The organism is Maritimibacter sp. UBA3975, from assembly GCF_002384975.1.
Classification (GTDB): Bacteria; Pseudomonadota; Alphaproteobacteria; order Rhodobacterales; family Rhodobacteraceae; genus Maritimibacter.
Genome location: NZ_DGCP01000002.1, coordinates 384,515 through 398,171, shown reverse-complemented (window position 1 = coordinate 398,171; position 13,657 = coordinate 384,515). Strand labels below are relative to the sequence as shown.

General features: G+C 61.7%; 14 protein-coding genes. 8 read left to right on the top strand and 6 right to left on the bottom strand.

The window, feature by feature from the left end; genetic code table 11:
• Positions 1 to 79 precede the first annotated feature (79 nt).
• The 6 genes from B2585_RS02195 (at position 80) to B2585_RS02170 (ending at position 6,992) form a co-directional block, all read left to right on the top strand.
• Positions 80 to 658, top strand: coding sequence for a sigma-70 family RNA polymerase sigma factor (locus B2585_RS02195; protein ID WP_292019507.1), 579 nt, complete (start codon positions 80 to 82; stop codon positions 656 to 658).
• 2 nt (positions 659 to 660) lie between these two features.
• Entirely contained in the window at positions 661 to 1,302 is a 642-nt protein-coding gene (locus B2585_RS02190) for a ChrR family anti-sigma-E factor (RefSeq protein ID WP_292019505.1), read from the top strand.
• Between the two features lie 200 nt (positions 1,303 to 1,502).
• Positions 1,503 to 2,591: a TRAP transporter substrate-binding protein gene (locus tag B2585_RS02185; protein WP_292019503.1), complete on the top strand. Its 1,089-nt coding sequence runs from the start codon at positions 1,503 to 1,505 to the stop codon at positions 2,589 to 2,591.
• A 107-nt stretch (positions 2,592 to 2,698) separates the two neighbouring features.
• Positions 2,699 to 3,700: a TRAP transporter small permease subunit gene (locus B2585_RS02180; protein WP_292019502.1), complete on the top strand. Its 1,002-nt coding sequence runs from the start codon at positions 2,699 to 2,701 to the stop codon at positions 3,698 to 3,700.
• Positions 3,701 to 3,714: 14 nt separating this feature from the next.
• On the top strand, positions 3,715 to 6,366 hold the full coding sequence (locus tag B2585_RS02175; protein ID WP_292019500.1) for a TRAP transporter large permease: 2,652 nt from the start codon (positions 3,715 to 3,717) through the stop codon (positions 6,364 to 6,366).
• 89 nt (positions 6,367 to 6,455) lie between these two features.
• Positions 6,456 to 6,992, top strand: coding sequence for an AAA family ATPase (locus B2585_RS02170; protein ID WP_292019498.1), 537 nt, complete (start codon positions 6,456 to 6,458; stop codon positions 6,990 to 6,992).
• A gap of 2 nt (positions 6,993 to 6,994) precedes the next feature.
• Here B2585_RS02170 and B2585_RS02165 read toward each other — a convergent pair whose 3' ends face one another.
• The 3 genes from B2585_RS02165 to B2585_RS02155 all read right to left on the bottom strand — a co-directional run bounded on the left by B2585_RS02165 (position 6,995) and on the right by B2585_RS02155 (position 9,558).
• Positions 6,995 to 8,071, bottom strand: a complete 1,077-nt coding sequence (locus B2585_RS02165; protein WP_292019496.1) for a DUF1036 domain-containing protein — start codon at positions 8,069 to 8,071, stop codon at positions 6,995 to 6,997.
• A 67-nt stretch (positions 8,072 to 8,138) separates the two neighbouring features.
• On the bottom strand, positions 8,139 to 9,290 hold the full coding sequence (locus B2585_RS02160) for a DUF1036 domain-containing protein (RefSeq protein WP_292019494.1): 1,152 nt from the start codon (positions 9,288 to 9,290) through the stop codon (positions 8,139 to 8,141).
• A 103-nt stretch (positions 9,291 to 9,393) separates the two neighbouring features.
• Entirely contained in the window at positions 9,394 to 9,558 is a 165-nt protein-coding gene (locus tag B2585_RS02155) for a hypothetical protein (protein ID WP_292019492.1), read from the bottom strand.
• Between the two features lie 103 nt (positions 9,559 to 9,661).
• On the opposite strand from B2585_RS02155, the gene B2585_RS02150 reads away from it, so the two are divergent.
• Complete coding sequence (locus B2585_RS02150) at positions 9,662 to 10,543, top strand: LysR family transcriptional regulator (protein WP_292019490.1); 882 nt, start codon at positions 9,662 to 9,664, stop codon at positions 10,541 to 10,543.
• On the opposite strand, the gene B2585_RS02145 is transcribed toward B2585_RS02150, so the two are convergent.
• The 3 genes from B2585_RS02145 to B2585_RS02135 form a co-directional block, all read right to left on the bottom strand.
• Positions 10,528 to 10,809 carry a hypothetical protein gene (locus B2585_RS02145; protein WP_292019488.1) on the bottom strand — a complete coding sequence of 94 codons (282 nt, stop codon included), beginning with the start codon at positions 10,807 to 10,809 and terminating at the stop codon, positions 10,528 to 10,530. The genes B2585_RS02150 and B2585_RS02145 overlap by 16 nt on opposite strands.
• Positions 10,810 to 10,868: 59 nt before the next feature.
• Positions 10,869 to 11,423, bottom strand: a complete 555-nt coding sequence (locus B2585_RS02140) for an ActR/PrrA/RegA family redox response regulator transcription factor (protein ID WP_292019486.1) — start codon at positions 11,421 to 11,423, stop codon at positions 10,869 to 10,871.
• Positions 11,424 to 11,520: 97 nt separating this feature from the next.
• Positions 11,521 to 12,147: an SCO family protein gene (locus B2585_RS02135; RefSeq protein WP_292019484.1), complete on the bottom strand. Its 627-nt coding sequence runs from the start codon at positions 12,145 to 12,147 to the stop codon at positions 11,521 to 11,523.
• Between the two features lie 96 nt (positions 12,148 to 12,243).
• Between B2585_RS02135 and regB the strand changes: the two genes are divergently transcribed.
• The gene (gene regB / locus B2585_RS02130; protein WP_292019482.1) at positions 12,244 to 13,623 is read left to right on the top strand and encodes a sensor histidine kinase RegB; all 1,380 of its coding nucleotides are present in this window, start codon (positions 12,244 to 12,246) and stop codon (positions 13,621 to 13,623) included.
• The last annotated feature ends 34 nt before the right edge of the window (positions 13,624 to 13,657 follow it).

The following is a 13,657-nucleotide window of genomic DNA, read 5'->3' as shown; positions in this document are numbered from 1 at the left end:
CGATACAGTTTCGAGTGATCAGACCTCTCCCGATACGGGGGTCGCTCTGTCACGCGACACGGGAAGAAAGAGCCGCCGCATGGCGACAATGAACGGGACGAACGGGAAAGCACAGCCATTCTCGGAGCAGACGCTCTGGATGCTCGCGATCCGCGACCGACGCGACAAGTCCGCGTTCGGCAAGCTGTTCGACCACTTTGCGCCCAGGCTGAAGGGCTTTGTCATCCGGTCTGGCGCGCCTGCCGGTCAGGCCGAAGACATCGTTCAGGATGTTATGATGTCGGTCTGGCGCAAGGCGCACATGTTCGACCCGGAGCGTGCCCAGGTGTCGAGCTGGATCTATCAGATCGCGCGCAACCGACAGATCGACATTCTGCGCAAGGAAGGGCGGCCGATGCCCGAGGCGCTGAAGGCCGAGGGAAACGACACCGAGCCGGATGCCGGTCAGGTGTTGGCGCTGGAACAGGAAACAGATGTGCTTCGCGAAGCGTTGAACCGTCTGAACCCGGATCAGCGCGATATGATCGAGAAAGCATACCTCGGTGAGCTTTCTCACAGTGACATCGCCGACGCGACCGGGCTGCCGCTCGGGACCATCAAGTCCCGGATCCGGCTTGGGCTGGAACGCTTGCGGCACGAATTGAAAGACCTGAGGTAGAGATGAGCGAACAGATCTCACACCATATCCCCGAAGCCCTTATCGCGGCCTATGCCGCGGGATCGTTGTCGAAGGCTTATTCCCTGGTCGTCGCGACACATGTGTCAATGTGCGACACCTGCCGTGCATCGCTTATGGCGCATGAGGCGGCAGGCGGTGCCGTTTTGGAATCTGTGGCCGAGGAACCCTTGTCGGGCGACCTGCGTAAGAACCTAATGGACCGGCTCGACGACCCGATTGAGTATGAAGCGGACACCAACACACCGGACGGCATCTATCCGGGTCCCGTGGCGAGTGCGCTGCGCAGCAAAAGCGTGAAGTGGAAAAAGCTGGGTGGCGGCGTGCGTCAGTGCATCATCGACATGGACCGCGAAGGGTCCGCGCGGCTGCTTCACATCCCGGCAGGCAAGCCGGTGCCCGAGCACAGCCACGGCGGGCTGGAACTAACCCTCGTCCTGCAAGGCGGGTTCTCGGATGACACCGGGCATTTCGATGTCGGCGATGTCGAGGTGGCCGATGGCGACCTGGAACATGTGCCGACCGCGGACCCGGGTGTGGACTGCATTTGTCTGGCCGCAACGGACGCCCCGCTGCGATTCTCGGCTTTTGTGCCGCGCATCCTTCAGCCGTTCTTCGCGATCTGAGACCCCCTCACCCTGCGTCAGGGTAGGTATTTTCCCGTAGCCTGCTTTAAAAACCAGCCCCCGTGCGACGAATTTAACCACGTCGTTCGGGGGTTTTCGTTTGAATATCCACAACTTCCGGATAGGGTGAGGCAGGCTGCGGGGCAGAGGACCCGTACCCAAAAAACGAAAAGACAAGACGTCTTATTGGAGGAGGAACCATGGAACGTCGTAAGTTTCTGAAGGGTGCCGCTATCGGCACCGCTGGCACAGCTCTGGCCGCACCGGCGATCGCTGCCAGCCATGCCAAGACCATGACCATCGTGTCCACTTGGCCCCGTGACTTCCCGGGTCTCGGTGTGTCCGCGCAGCGTCTCGCATCGCGCATCACCGAGCTGTCCGAAGGTGCGATCCAGACCGAATACTTCGCCGCCGGCGAGCGTGTCGGTGCTCTGGACGTGTTCGACGAAGTGGCCAGCGGCAACTCGCAGGCCTACATCGGCGCCGACTACTACTGGACCGGCAAGCATCCGGGTCTGGCCTATTTCACCGCTGTGCCGTTCGGCATGACTTTTGCCGAAATCAACGCCTGGTGCCTCTATGGCGAAGGCCGTGCGCTGTGGGACGAGCTGCAGGACGAATTCGGCCTGTATGGTCTTCCGGCCGGCAACACCGGCACGCAGGCCGGCGGCTGGTTCAACAAGGAAATCGAGAGCGCGGACGACCTCAAGGGTCTCAAGATGCGTATCCCGGGCCTTGGCGGTCAGGTTCTGTCCAAACTCGGCGCGTCCACCGTGTCGCTCCCGGGTGGTCAGATCTACGAGAACCTCGTCTCCGGCTCGATCGAAGCGACCGAGTGGGTGGGTCCGTACAACGACTACTTCATGAAGTTCTACGAAGCCGCGCAGTACTACTACACCGGCGGTATGCACGAGCCAGGCGCGCAGCTTTCGCTGACGTCGAACAAGTCGTGGTGGTCGGGTCTCTCCGACACCGAGCGTGCGATCATCACCGCAGCGGCGCTCGAAGAGAACGCCAACAGCTACTACGAAGCCACGGCGCTCAACGGCGAGTATCTGAACCGTCTGCAAGAAGAGCAGGGCGTGGAAGTGAAGTCGTTCAACGAGGACGTCTGGGACGCGATGGGCGAAGCTGCGATGGAGGTCTTCGAAGAGACAGCCGCGCACTCCGAAATTGCCGGGCGCATCAACGATTCCATGCAGAAAGCCATGCGGGAATACGGCACCGGGATCGCACTGTTCGAAGGCCAGTTCGTCGAGAACCGCAACCGGATCTTCGACATCGGGTGATCACTTTGAACAAGTGAACAAAAATGTGAAAAGCGGGGCTTTGGTCCCGCTTTTTTTCTGCTAAACGGGCGCGCATTCACCAAGACTGTCGGCGATTGGGAGGGACCATGACCGAGATCTTCGATCACACTGAGATTCCGCGACATGGCAGGCCTGCCGTGCTGCAGCGGCTGTTCGGCTGGATCAGCCTGGGAGTCCTTTCTGCCTTCCTGATCAGCAACATCCTGGTGGTCTATCTTGACTACCCCGGCCTCGCCGGCTTCGGCATGGCGGAGGGGGGCGGTCTTGCCTGGGTTCATGCCGCGATCTACGCGGCCGGGATCATTCTGGCCGCCGGGCTTGTCTTCACGACACAGGACCGCGCGATCCGGTGGGACGCGCTGCAAATCCACAAGTTCAACGTCTATCTGATCAGGGCTCTGTTCTGGTCGGTATTCTTCGTCGGCATCATTGACGCCGGCATCGCCTTTCTGCGGGTCGAGGACATCATCGAGCCGCTGCTGGGACAGGATATCGCCCGTAGCTTCGCACGCGCGAACTGGGTCGGGCCTTGGGTCCACGGGCCCCTCGTCATCCTCGGTTTCGTCGTCGCGCTCTTCACGCGGACGCTGGGGTTCACATGGCTCGCGTTGCTGATCGTTGCCGCCGAACTCCTGATCGTGATCTCGCGGTTCGTCTTCTCTTACGAACAAGCGCTCATGGGCGATCTCGTGCGCTACTGGTACGCCGCCCTCTTCTTGTTCGCCTCGGCCTACACGTTGTTCGACGAGGGCCATGTGCGGGTCGACATTCTCTATGCCGGGTTCGGGCGCACCACCAAGGGCTACGCCAATGCCTTCGGCACGATCCTTCTGGGCATGTCGACAGTCTGGGTCATTCTCATCATCGGGTTCAGTGGGCCGCAGTCGATCATCAACGCGCCGCTGGCCAACTACGAGGTGAGCCAGGCTGGGCCGTTCGGGATGTTCGTGAAATACCAGATGGCCGCCTTCATCGGCCTGTTCGGGATCACCATGCTGATCGAATTCGTGAGTTACTTCTTCGACGCCGTGGCCGATGCGCGCGGCGAGCCGGGTCATCGTGAACCGGCGCAGGACACAGGTCACTAAGGGGCGACGGACACATGGAACTTTTCTTCCTTCTGCTTCTCGTCGGCATCATGGCCGCGGCGCTGGGCTCGGGGTATCCCGTGGCCTTCGCGCTCCCCGGTGCCGCGATCATCACCATCGGTCTCGCCGCAGGGACCGGGTATCTGTTCGAGGGCAATACCGACGCCTTCTTCCATTCCGGCGGGCCTCAGCAATGGCTTACGGCGGGGGTAACGAACCTCCGAGGGGTCTATTGGGAGGTGGAGCGAGATACGCTCATAGCCATTCCACTCTTTATCTTCATGGGCATCATGCTTCAGCGGTCGAAGATCGCCGAAGACCTTCTGGTCACCATGGCGCAGCTCTTTGGCCCGGTTCCGGGCGGCCTTGGTATCTCGGTCGTCTTCGTGGGGGCACTTCTCGCCGCCACGACAGGTATCGTCGGCGCAACCGTCGTCGCGATGGGCATGATTTCACTCCCGGCGATGCTGCGCTCGAACTACTCGACACCACTTGCCACGGGCACCATCGCAGCTTCCGGCACGCTGGGGCAGATTATCCCGCCGTCCATCGTGCTCATCATCCTCGCCGACCAGCTGGCCTCGGCCGCCGATCAGGCATCCACTCTGCGCAAGAATCTCTACACTGAAGCAACAGGCGATCTTCAGATGCCGTCGATTTTCGACGTGTCGGGCACCTCTGCGGGCGAGATGTTCCTCGGCGCCTTGATCCCGGGCCTCGTGCTCGTCGGCATCTACATGACGTATATCCTGATCTACGCGATCATCCGGCCCAAGGCTGCACCGGCGGTTCATGACAAGAGCACCAAGTGGAACCTCGCATTCTGGGGCAAGGTCTTTCTCGCCCTCGTGCCGCCGCTCGCCCTCATCTTCCTTGTGCTCGGCTCGATCATCGGCGGCATCGCCACGGTGAACCAGGCAGGTGCCATCGGGGCTGCCGGTGCGCTTATCATGGCCTCCTACCGGCTCGCGCCGGAAGGAACACGGATGGTTTTCGGTCCTGCACTGATCGCCATTTTGGGGCTGGTTCTGATCGCCATCGCGCTCAGCGGGTTCCAGATGAACGTGAAGGCCATCAGCAGTCCGCAAGACCAGCTGGGCATCGCGATCGGTGCCGTCGCGACCGTCCTGATCGTCATCGCGCTGATCTGGTCCTCTTACCGCGCCATCAAGAACAACCACACGCTACAGGGCGTGATGCTAGAAACAGCCAAAACCACATCGCTGGTCTTCATCATCCTGCTTGGCGCCGCGATGCTGACGGCAGCGTTCCGTGGCTTCGGTGGTGAAGAGCTCGTCCGCGAGTTCCTCAACTCTCTGCCAGGCGGGTTCTGGACCCAGTTCGTTATCGTCATGGCCGTGATCTTCGTCCTCGGCTTCTTCCTCGACTTCATCGAGATCGCTGTGGTCGTGGTGCCAATCGTCGCCCCGATCCTGCTGTCCGATCCCGGTGCGAACGTCACGGCGGTCTGGCTTGGCGTGATGATCGGCCTGAACATCCAGACCTCGTTCCTGACGCCACCCTTCGGTTTCGCGTTGTTCTACCTGCGCGGGGTGGCGCCGGCTGTGGTCAAGACGCTTCAGATCTATCGCGGGGTGATTCCGTTCATCGTGCTCCAGCTCATCGCGCTGGGCATCGTGGGTGCCTACCCACCCTTGGTGAACTATCTGCCAAACCGCGTCAGTCTTCTGTCAGAAACGGCGCCACCGCCCCGGAACCCCAAGTTGCAGCTTTGCCTTGAGGATTACGTCGGCCAGCAACTGGCCAGCAACCCCGGCACGTCTGAGGCGATCGAGGCGGCGCGTGCGCTCGACCTCACGCCACTTCCCGAAGACCTCGCCGAGGAATTCGCGGACGGCGTCGACGCTGCCGAGGATGCCATCGCGCGAATGCAGGAGATCCAGCAGGCCGAAGAGGCCGTGACTGCAGCCGCCATCGAGTATCGCCCGCAACAGACCGTGGTGCGTGACCTCGAGAAAAAGCTGCGCCGCCTGCGCGAAGAGCTGGACACCGAGTCCACGCTTCTGGGCCGGATGGAGGCTGACTCCGCTGAACGCCCGGAAGCCGAGACCCATGTCGCCGAGCTTGAAGAAGAGATCGCGGAACTCGAGACTCAAGTCCCGGAGGGCTGGGATGAAGTCCACGACACCTTCGCCGAGCTCACGCAAGCCGAGGACTCTGCGCGCAACCAGTACCGGCGGGCAGCGGACAATGCCTACTCCGGTCCGGCCGAAGTCCTGGCCATCCTCGAAAGCAACGCGGCCTTCGCCGAGCTGGAAGACGAGCTCAACGGGCTGCGTGACCTGATGGAGAACGGTCAGGGCGAAGCGGACGCCGCACAGGTGGAAGCGGTCGAAGAGCTGTTCGACGAAGTAGAGGGCGCCGGAGATGTCGAGTCCGCTATCGCAAGCGCACGACGCGAGATCGACGAGGATGATCCCGACCGCGAGTCGATCCTCGAAGACTATGAGGAAGCGCTGGCGGAATACGCGGCACAAGCGCAATGGCGTGCTGACTCCGAGGCGCTCATTCCGGGCATTCGGGCCTATGTCGAAGCGGTCGAAGGCACGTTCGGCATCCGCTCGCAGGATCGCTTCACACGCCAGCAGGCTCTGGCAATGGCGTCCTGCAACGCCCGGCACAGGGACGTGTCCCTGAACTTCTGATCGGGGTCCGGAAGGAGACAGACCGGCGCGGGCCATTCCCGCGCCGGTTTTTCTTTGGCCAAGAGCGGGAAACCATGCATGATCCGCCCATGTTGATTTTCTTGAACGGATTCCCCGGCACCGGGAAGCTCACCATCGGACAGGCGCTCGTCGACCAGATCGGCGGGCGGCTGATTGATGTTCACACGCAGATGAACCTGGCATTCGCGCTCACCGAATTCAAAAGCCCGGCGTTCTACGACACTGTTCGGGCGGTCTGGAAGATCGCGGATGAGCGCATCGCGGAACTGCCTGCGGACGTGCCCCTAATTATGACGGACGCCTTGCGCGAAGGGTCGGATTGGTCGGCGGAAACCTGGGAGCGGATCGAGCGGCTTGCCGAGACGCGCGGGCCGCTCTACGTCGTCCATGTGCATTGCGACCCTGACGAAAACGCACGGCGTATCGGGTCCGCTGGCCGGGATGCGATGCGCAAGTCTCGCAAACGCGCGCTGGCGCTCCAGTATCACGAGGAGGGCCGCATCCTCATCGGTGGGAACGCGAACAATGTGCTCGAGTTAGACACCACTGCTCTGACGGCCGCGGAATGTGCCGAAGCCGTCGCGGACTGGATCGCGACCCGTTAAACTCAGTTGGCGCGCCGGAAGCGAAGCGGTTTCATCGTGCCGGCGACCCAGATGCTCATTGATGCATCGTCAACGTATTCGATTGACGCGCAGCGTTGTTCGTTACCGTCCCACGAGACGAGCTGAAACGCGATCTGGCCGTCGAAGGCGCTGTCGCAGCCCCATTGGTAGAACATGAATGCCGCCAGATCCGGGTTGCCGCTGTAGTATTCCTCGAACATCGAGCCGTAGATGACGAGCTCGTAGCTAGCATCATCGACCGAGGTCCACCAACCCTGCATCAGGCCGCGCTCGACGGAATAGGCATCGGGATTACCGAAGCTGTATTCCCGGATCGTCACATTCGCCTGCTGCCCGGCATAGTCCATCAGATCACCGGAAATCTGGATCGCGCGGTTCTCACCCGCGTTGAGCAGGTCCTCGAGCATCGGCAACGGCGTAGGAGAGTAGCTGTCCGCGACATAGATCCAGCCGTCGGCAAGGATGGTACACTGAATCCCGTTGTCCAACACATCGCAATGGCTGAGAATCCCAGTGATCGAATAGGGTTCGCCGTGCGTTCCAACGGGGTCAATCACCACGTCAGAGGCGGCGCTGTCATACTGGGCGGGATTTTCGTCCGGGTAGACGATGTTCTCCTCCGGGTCGCGACCGCCTCCATTCAGGTTGCCTGTGCGCCCGTCACCCTCATTCGTCAGGTTCATCGTGAAGGACGTGTAGCCCGTCATCTCGAGCTCGTTGAAGCCCTCACGGTCGTAGCCACGCGCAGCGCAATCCTCGTCACCGACGATGGTGAAGGCCTCATCCGTCGTGCAGAACATGTAGTTGGCGTGGGACCAGGAAAGATCAGTGCTTTCAGCGCGCCAGTAGTAGTGGCTGAGATCGAGATCGCGGGAGATCACCGTCTTGCAGGCCCCTGCATCGACGTTCCACCACCCTTCCGACACCCATCCGCCTGAGCCTTTGTACCCGATGGCGACCGAGGCGTTTGCGCCCGTCTGGTTGCAAAATTCCAGCCCCGCCTGCGCGGCCCCCGGTGCGGCGAGCGCAAGCGCCAGTGCAATAGCCCGTATCTTCAATCCGATCCCCGATCCTGTTCACGTGTCCCCACTCACATCAGGCCCACGCCTAGGCCACAGGTCAAGTCTATCGGGCCCTGCGGTAACTGATGGGGACCGGCGCCGCCCCTGACCCGGTGGTATCGACATATAGCAGGTCCAGTTCGTCGCCATCGACATAGGACAGGAAAGCACATTGTTCATCGTCTGCGGGATCGTCCGGGGTCAGCCGCAGTGCCACACCATCGCCACCCGAACCGGGACAGCCTTGCCGAAAGTGCATGACGTTGATGTCCGTTTGACCGTCCGGGTAAATCTGGGTCAGGAAGCTTCCAAAAACGTCGAGACGGCCAGCGGAGCCTTCGACATCTTCCCAAACGCCCTGCATCGCGGCCCGGTCGGCGGCGTATTCGTCGGGCGAGGTCACCATGTAATCGCTCAGCGCCATAAGGGCGCGCCCGTCGTACTCTTCGAATACATCGCCAGAGAACTGCATCGGCGTGTTCACCGGCCGGTCTTCAAGATCCAGAATGATGGGGAGCGGCGTCGGCCCACTTTCCGCGACGCCGATCACCCAACCTTGGGTGGTGAAAAAGCAAACGATTTCATCGCCGAAGTCCGCGCAGTGGCTGAAAAGGCCGCTAAGCGTCTTGAAGTCGCCGTGCGTTCCGGGCGGGTCCGATTCGACCTGCGGCGACGTATCGAGCAAGTCATCGAAAAGGGAGGGAAGCCTGTCGTCTTCTCGTTCGGGTGCCCCTCCGCCAATCTCGACGGTGAAAGCTGAGCGGCCTTCCAACGCGATTTCATTGAACCCTTCGCGAGCGTGACCCCGCGCTTCGCACTCCGTATCCCCGACGATTGTGAAAACGCGCTGCGAGGTGCAGAACATGTAGCGCTCATGGTCGAAGGTCCAACTCGGCGAGACGACGCGGTAATAGTAATGGGTCAGCGGAAGGTCGCCCCGGATCGCGACGGTGCAGTCGCCCGGATCGACGTTCCACCATCCCTCGGAGGTCCAGCCTTGCGGACCCTTGTAGCCAATGGCGACAGACGCGACATCATCGGTCGAGTTACAAAACTCCAGCTCTGCCAGCGCGGCACCAGGCGCGCTGACGAGGATGGCAAACAGGAACGTGCGCGCAATCATGGGCCCCCCGGAAAGCATTTGAATCAAATTCAGGTCTGGCCAGGATCTGTCGGCGCAGGACTCCTGGATATCACATTCGGCGCTGTTTTTCATCTTGAGTGAGCCAGTGGCCTCGATCAGCGCCGAAACCCCGACACAATAGCCGCCGGGAGGCGGCATGCGTCCCGGCGGCTGAGCTGTTAACTTGTAGTGAGGCTTACGGTGCAAACCGGCTACGCAGGCGGCGCTCCAGTTCCAGCTCGGCCTCGGCCCGCGACACACGGTCGGCGTGACGGATGCGGTATTCCCGCTCGAAACCGGTTTCACGGCGCGAGTCAGCCCCGGTTGCGGTGCGGATGACAGTGTTCATGATACCCAGCATGGCGTTTCTCCTTTGCGTCTTGCTGAGTTCAAAATGAAGCATTCGTTGGCTCGGTGCGAGTTTCTAAACTTTCAAAACTGTAAGTTTGACTTACAATAGAAACATGGACTGGTCCCGAATCCCCTCGCTCGCCGCCCTCCGCGCCTTCGAAGCCCTGTCGCGCCACGGCACGCTTTCCGCCGCAGCGCGCGACTTGAACGTGACCCATGCGGCCATCGCACAGCACCTGCGTACGCTGGAGACCCATTTCGGAGAGGGACTTGCGAGCAGGGATGGACAGACGATGCGCCTTACCGAAACAGGCCGTGAGCTGGCCGACGCGCTCGGAGACGGATTCTCGCGCATTTCCGAAGGCGTGGGGGCGATTCTCGATCGCAACGCAATCCGCCCGATCACGGTGACTCTGACACCATCTTTCGCGGAAGTCTGGCTCATGCCACGCATGGGTCAGTTCTGGGCGAAGCATCCGGATGTCGAGGTTCGGCTTGTTCCTTCGGTCGGGCTGGCCGATCTACGCCGCGACGGCATCGACCTTGCCATCCGGTTCGGAACCGGCGCCTGGCCGGGGTACGAGGTCGAGCCGCTGGCGGTCAGCCGCTTTGCTGTCGTTGCGGCCCCGGACTACACCAAGGCCCGTTCGATCGAAGAGCTTGGGCGGCTGGGCGCATATGACTGGTATTTCTCGTCCGCCGCGAACGAGCAACGGATCTGGGGCCGCACCATCGGCATCGATTTCGAACGGATCGGGGCGCAGGACATGGCGAATAACGGTATGGTTCTGTCTGCGGTGCGCGCCGGGCTGGGTCTGTCGATCCAGTCACTCGCACTGGTCGAACCCGACATCAGCTCCGGCCAGCTTACAACGCTCTATGAGGGCGATCCGGAGGGGCTGGGATATTATGTCCTGACCCGTCCCGGCGTCCTCACTCCGGGAGCGCGGACATTCCGAACCTGGCTCAGGAGGATGGCTCAGGCGCAGGCCTGACCGGCGCGGGCCGATGCCGTGCGCCAGCCGACGAACCGCTCGTTCGTGAAGGTGAGGATGAGGCCGTCCCAATCCACCTGCTGCGCCACGCCATCCGGGCAGCCGGTGAGTGGGATTGCCTGACCCCGGCCCAGCTCACGCTCCAGCACCGGGACTACGCCTTTGGGCGAGCGGCCAAAGTCGATGCGCTGCGCAGTTCCCTCGATGGCGAGCCCGCGTTCGTCTGGCACAAACTGCGCCCCGACGCGCGCCGGTACGTTCGCCATTTGCGCGCCGCCCGTACAGGCGGCCAGAGAGACGGTCGCGAGGGCAAACAGCCCTGCCCTCATTTCGGAGAGCGTTTGGCGAGGATCCGTTGCAGCGTCCGCCGGTGCATGTTCAATCGCCGCGCGGTTTCCGACACGTTGCGGTCGCACAGTTCATAGACCCGCTGAATATGTTCCCAACGCACACGGTCGGCGCTCATCGGGTTGTCAGGGGGCGGGGGCAGATCGTCGTCCTTTGCGAGAAGCGCCTTGACGACATCATCGGCGTCGGCGGGCTTGGACAGGTAGTCGGTCGCCCCGATCTTGACCGCGGCGACCGCCGTGGCGATTGCGCCATAGCCCGTAAGCACGACGATCCTGGACTCGGGCCGACGTTCACGAAGAGTTTCGACCACATCGAGTCCATTGCCGTCGCCCAGCCGAAGGTCGACCACGGCATAGGCCGGCGGACGCCCACTCGCGATAGCCTTGCCACCCGCAACGCTGTCGGCCATCTCGACATCGAAACCGCGTTTTTCCATCGCGCGGGCCAGCCGCTTCAGGAACGGTTCGTCATCATCGACCAAAAGGATCGAGCGGTCTTCGCCAAGGTCATATGCCACGTTCTCGGACATGTACTGCCCTCCACCTGTTCGCATTCACGAAACTTTATGCATCAAACGACCGCATGTCGAATTGATGCATATCAAAAGGAACTAACCTTTCTACGGTTCAGGAGGACGCGTCGATGAAACAGGACATCGTATCGGCGATCTGCTCCGGCGTATCGTCGCGCTTGAAGAACTCCACGAACCCGGTTTCGGGCAACACGAGATAGGTGAAGGTGGAGTGATCGACGAGGTAGTATTCGTCGTCCCCTTCGTCCTGTTTCTTGTAATAGGTCTTGTAGGCCTGGCTCGCCGCCTTGACCTGCTCGGGCGAACCGGTGAGTCCGATCATGTCTTCGTGGAGGTAGGAGGTGAAATCCTTCATCTGCTCGGGCGTATCGCGCTCCGGGTCGATGGAGATCATGGCCATCTGTGCGTCGTAGCCTCGCTCCTGCACAAGGTCGAGCGCTTCGGCGTTTCGGGCATTGTCGAGCGGGCAGACGTCCGGGCAGAACGTATAGCCGAAGTAAAGCAGGGTTGGCTTGGTGAAGACGTCCTGCTCCGTCACCGTCTCGCCATCCTCGCTCACGAGCGTAAAGGGTCCGCCGATGGCACTGGTGCCGCCGCCGACGGTGGTCGACCGGCAATCGGCGAAGGTGTCAGTGGCGCGATTGAAATACCAATAGCCCGCCGTCCCTCCGATCAGGATGGCCAGGATGATCGCTCCCGCGACGGCCGCAAACTTTGTCATGACATGCTCCTGCGCAATTCGGGCGCATTGATCGGCCAAGCGGCCCCGACTAACAAGGGGAGACTTTGACGCAACCAGTCACAAACCCGGGACGATATGCCAGATCCAAGCGCCGCCCTGTTCGAGGCAAACCCCGGCAAGAGCTGGATCAGGCTGCAAACACTCAACATTCTGCGCTGGGTGGCGGTCGCCGGGCAGATCGGTGCCATCGGCGTCGCGGACCGCGTCTTCGCAATTCAGATCGAACTCGGTTTCTGCGCCGCCATCATCGGCCTGTCGATCATCGCCAACCTGATTTTTCACTTCGTCTATCCCGAGAGTAAACGCCTCACAGAGCGGGAGGCGGTCGCGATTCTTCTGTTCGACACGATGCAACTCGGCCTTCTGATCCTGCTGACGGGTGGGTTGAACAACCCGTTTGCCGTACTGATTGCCGCTCCGGTCACGGTGGCAGCCACGGCGCTGTCGCTGCGCTCGACCCTTCTCATCGGGGCGGCAGCCATCGCGCTTATCTCTTTTGCCGCCGACCTTCATGTCCCCCTGCGCACGACAAACGGAGACGTCCTGCGCCTGCCAGATGTGTTCATCTTTGGCTCCTGGGTCGCAATCGTCGTGGCGATCGGTTTCATCGCGGCCTACACCCGCCGGATCTCGACCGAGACCCAGAGTATGAGTCAGGCGCTGCTCGCCGCGCAAATGGCGCTCGCTCGTGAACAGAAGCTCACCGATCTGGGTGGTGTGGTCGCGGCGGCCGCACATGAGCTTGGCACTCCGCTTGCCACGATCAAGCTGGTGTCCGCAGAGATGGTGTCTGAGTTACCCGAAGGCTCCGACTTGCGCGAGGATGCCCAGCTCATCCGGGATCAGGCGGATCGGTGCCGGGATATCCTCCGGTCAATGGGCCGCTCCGGCAAAGACGACCTGCATCTGCGCCAGGCCCCTCTCGTCACGGTGGTCGAGGAGGCGGCGGACCCGCATCGCGACCGCGGCAAAGCCATCCTGATCGAGACGGACGAAACGGATCAGCCCACAGTCTTTCGCCGTCCAGAACTCGTACACGGTTTGCGAAACCTCGTGCAGAATGCCGTGGATTTCGCCGCCACGACCGTCTGGATCGATATAGACTGGGACGAGGACGTCCTGACCGTGCGTATTGTGGACGATGGCACCGGCTACCCGCCACAGCTCCTCGGCCGGATCGGTGACCCGTTCATCCGCCGCCGCCGCAGTTCACCCGACCGCAAGCGCCCCGAGTACGAGGGCATGGGGCTGGGCCTGTTCATCGCCAAGACGCTGCTTGAAAGGACTGGGGCGGAGCTCACATTCGCTAATGGTCAGGAGCCTTATTCCGGAGTTGCCCGGCCGGGAGAGCCGAGCGGGGCGATAGTCGAGGTGGTCTGGCCCCGCCGTCCGGGCGGCATCGAGGCGGAAGAGCGCCTGCCAGCCCTTGGCGAAAACGTCAATTTTCCTCGCTGACGTAGGTTTTAAACATTCGTTAACTATCACAACC

Coding starts and splice junctions, on each gene's coding strand:
- B2585_RS02195 (WP_292019507.1), top strand. CDS start 80: ATGGCGACAATGAACGGGACGAACGGGAAAGCACAGCCATTCTCGGAG.
- B2585_RS02190 (WP_292019505.1), top strand. CDS start 661: ATGAGCGAACAGATCTCACACCATATCCCCGAAGCCCTTATCGCGGCC.
- B2585_RS02185 (WP_292019503.1), top strand. CDS start 1,503: ATGGAACGTCGTAAGTTTCTGAAGGGTGCCGCTATCGGCACCGCTGGC.
- B2585_RS02180 (WP_292019502.1), top strand. CDS start 2,699: ATGACCGAGATCTTCGATCACACTGAGATTCCGCGACATGGCAGGCCT.
- B2585_RS02175 (WP_292019500.1), top strand. CDS start 3,715: ATGGAACTTTTCTTCCTTCTGCTTCTCGTCGGCATCATGGCCGCGGCG.
- B2585_RS02170 (WP_292019498.1), top strand. CDS start 6,456: ATGTTGATTTTCTTGAACGGATTCCCCGGCACCGGGAAGCTCACCATC.
- B2585_RS02160 (WP_292019494.1), bottom strand. CDS start 9,290: ATGAAAAACAGCGCCGAATGTGATATCCAGGAGTCCTGCGCCGACAGA.
- B2585_RS02155 (WP_292019492.1), bottom strand. CDS start 9,558: ATGCTGGGTATCATGAACACTGTCATCCGCACCGCAACCGGGGCTGAC.
- B2585_RS02150 (WP_292019490.1), top strand. CDS start 9,662: ATGGACTGGTCCCGAATCCCCTCGCTCGCCGCCCTCCGCGCCTTCGAA.
- B2585_RS02145 (WP_292019488.1), bottom strand. CDS start 10,809: ATGGCGAACGTACCGGCGCGCGTCGGGGCGCAGTTTGTGCCAGACGAA.
- B2585_RS02140 (WP_292019486.1), bottom strand. CDS start 11,423: ATGTCCGAGAACGTGGCATATGACCTTGGCGAAGACCGCTCGATCCTT.
- B2585_RS02135 (WP_292019484.1), bottom strand. CDS start 12,147: ATGACAAAGTTTGCGGCCGTCGCGGGAGCGATCATCCTGGCCATCCTG.
- regB (WP_292019482.1), top strand. CDS start 12,244: ATGCCAGATCCAAGCGCCGCCCTGTTCGAGGCAAACCCCGGCAAGAGC.